Here is a 2,142-nt window from a genome sequence, read left to right as displayed (position 1 = left end):
GAGGCGGCATGAGCCCGGGGGTGGCCCTTGTCGTCTCCGTCGTGCTGCTGGCGCTGAACGGGTTCTTCGTGGCCGCCGAGTTCGCGCTGCTGGCCAGCAAGCGGTACCGGCTGGAGCAGGCCGTCGCGACCGGCGGCGGCCGGGGGGCGCGGGCGGCGCTGGACGGTGTGCGCGAGCTGTCCCTGATGCTGGCCGGCGCGCAACTCGGCATCACGTTGTGCACCCTGGGCCTCGGCGCGCTGGCCGAGCCGGCGATCGAGCACCTGCTCAGCCCGCTGCTGCACGCGGTGGGGCTGCCGGACGCGGCGAGCCACGTCGTGGCGCTGGTCTTCGCCCTGGGCCTGGTTACCTTCCTGCACCTGGTGGTCGGCGAGATGGCCCCGAAATCGTGGGCGATCACCGACGCGGAGCGGTCGGCGACCCTGCTGGCGCTGCCGTTCCGGGCGTTCGCCCGGGTGGCCCGGCCGCTGCTGTCGGCGCTCAACGCGCTGGCCAACGCGATGCTGCGGCTGGTGCGGGTGCGCCCGCAGGACCAGCTCGCCCAGGTGCACGGCCCGGACGAACTGCGCATCCTGCTCGAGCAGTCCCGCGAGCACGGACTGCTCGGCGCGGAGCAGCACCGGATGCTCACCAGCATGTTGCAGCTCCAGGGCACCACGGTCGCCCAGGTGATGGAGCCTTTCGACCGGATCGTCACGGTCGGCCGGGAGGACTCGGCCGAGCGGATCGAGCAGGTGTCGCGCGACAGCGGCCGGTCCCGGCTGGCCGTACTGGACGCCGACGGCGAGGTGTGCGGCCTGGTGCACGTCCGGGAGGCAGTGCGGGTCACCACGACCGGCCGGGCGGCCACCGCCGGGGAGCTGATGAGCGACGCGTTCACGCTGCCGGCGTCCGCGTCGGTGACGGAGGCGGTGGCCGCGATGAAGGGCCGGCAGGCCCAGCTCGCCCTGGTCCGCAACGGCGGCGGCCCGACCCGGCCGATCGGGTTCGTGGCGCTGGAGGATCTGTTGGAGGAGGTCATCGGCGAGTTCGACGACGAAACCGATCCGGTGCCTCGGGGACGCCGGATGCGCTGACGCCCGCGCGGCAGGTCCGGCGGCGCCGGGCCGGTCCCGGCGTCCGCGCCGGTCCGGCAGGACTGTCCGGCCGCCGGCCGGGAAAGCCGTGCCACCACCGAGTGGGTACGGAGGAAGCGCCGTGCGGCTGACCGGGGTGTCGCCGGAGTCCGGCTGGACCGGGCTGTCGGTGCGGACCACGCTGCCCAATGCGAGCACCCGACCCGGGCTGCGGCTGCCCGGCCGGGTCACGTTGCGCGCGGGGCCGCACGACGTGCCGGTCCGGCAGCTCCGGCTCGGCCTGGTCAGCCAGGTCGAGCCGGACGACCCGGGCGCGCCGCGGCGGCTCGTCCAGTTCCACCAGGTGACGATCGCGGGTGCGTTCGTGGTGCCGGCCGGGCGGCGGCGGGCAGTCGACTTCGCCGTTCCGTTGCCCTGGGAGACCCCGGTGACGATCTTCGGCGGGGTGCCGCTGATGAGCCTGCGGATGGGGCTGCGCACGGAGGCGTCCCTCGACGTGGACCTGGACCAGGGCGCGCTCGTGCCGATCTTCGTGCATCCCCTGCCGACCCAGCAGCACGTCCTCGCCGCGCTGGACGCGCTTGGCTTCAGCATGCGCCAGGCCGGCCTGGTAGACGGCCGGCTGCCCGGAGTGGAGCAGGGTCTTCCGCTGCACCAGCGGCTCGGCTGGTGGGTGGCGCCGCTGTACGCCGGGCCGATCACCGAGCTAGAGGTGATCTTCGTGGCGAACGCGGCCGGCCTGGAGGTGCTGCTGTGGGCCGACCGCCGACTCTCCCTGGCCGGCGTCACCCACCAGAGCATCAGCCGGTTCCGGGTCTGGCATGCGGGCGCGGACCGCGTCGACTGGGTCGCGGTGGTGGACGGCTGGCTGCGGTACGCGATCGACCGGCACGCCGCTGAGGCCGCGCACGCCGACTGGTCGGCCCGGATCACCAAGTCGGCGCACGTCAGCCGGCCTCCGGACCAGCCGGTCCACCCCGGCTACGGTCTTGGCGGCACCGCCGGTGGCGCCGGCATCGGCGGTGGTGGCGGTGGTGGCGACGGCACCTGACACCCGCTGCCCGCC

The 2,142-nt window shown here is 74.6% G+C and carries 2 protein-coding genes; both read left to right on the top strand.

Annotation, left to right across the window (positions count from 1 at the left end; all coding sequences use genetic code 11):
• Nucleotides 1–8: 8 nt before the first annotated feature.
• Entirely contained in the window at nt 9–1,076 is a 1,068-nt protein-coding gene (locus tag E1258_RS32165) for a hemolysin family protein (protein ID WP_132407687.1), read from the top strand.
• A gap of 121 nt (nt 1,077–1,197) precedes the next feature.
• Nucleotides 1,198–2,127 carry a sporulation protein gene (locus tag E1258_RS32160; protein ID WP_132407685.1) on the top strand — a complete coding sequence of 310 codons (930 nt, stop codon included), beginning with the start codon at nt 1,198–1,200 and terminating at the stop codon, nt 2,125–2,127.
• Nucleotides 2,128–2,142 lie beyond the last annotated feature (15 nt).

It is taken from the genome of Micromonospora sp. KC207 (genome assembly GCF_004348615.1).
In the GTDB taxonomy this organism is placed as follows: Bacteria; Actinomycetota; Actinomycetes; order Mycobacteriales; family Micromonosporaceae; genus Micromonospora.
The sequence above is the reverse complement of the archived record's forward strand: the minus strand, read 5'-3'. Positions and strand labels throughout refer to the sequence as shown.

Bases quoted from the DNA above. Each gene is read 5' to 3' on its own strand.
- E1258_RS32165 (WP_132407687.1), top strand. From the start codon at position 9: ATGAGCCCGGGGGTGGCCCTTGTCGTCTCCGTCGTGCTGCTGGCGCTG.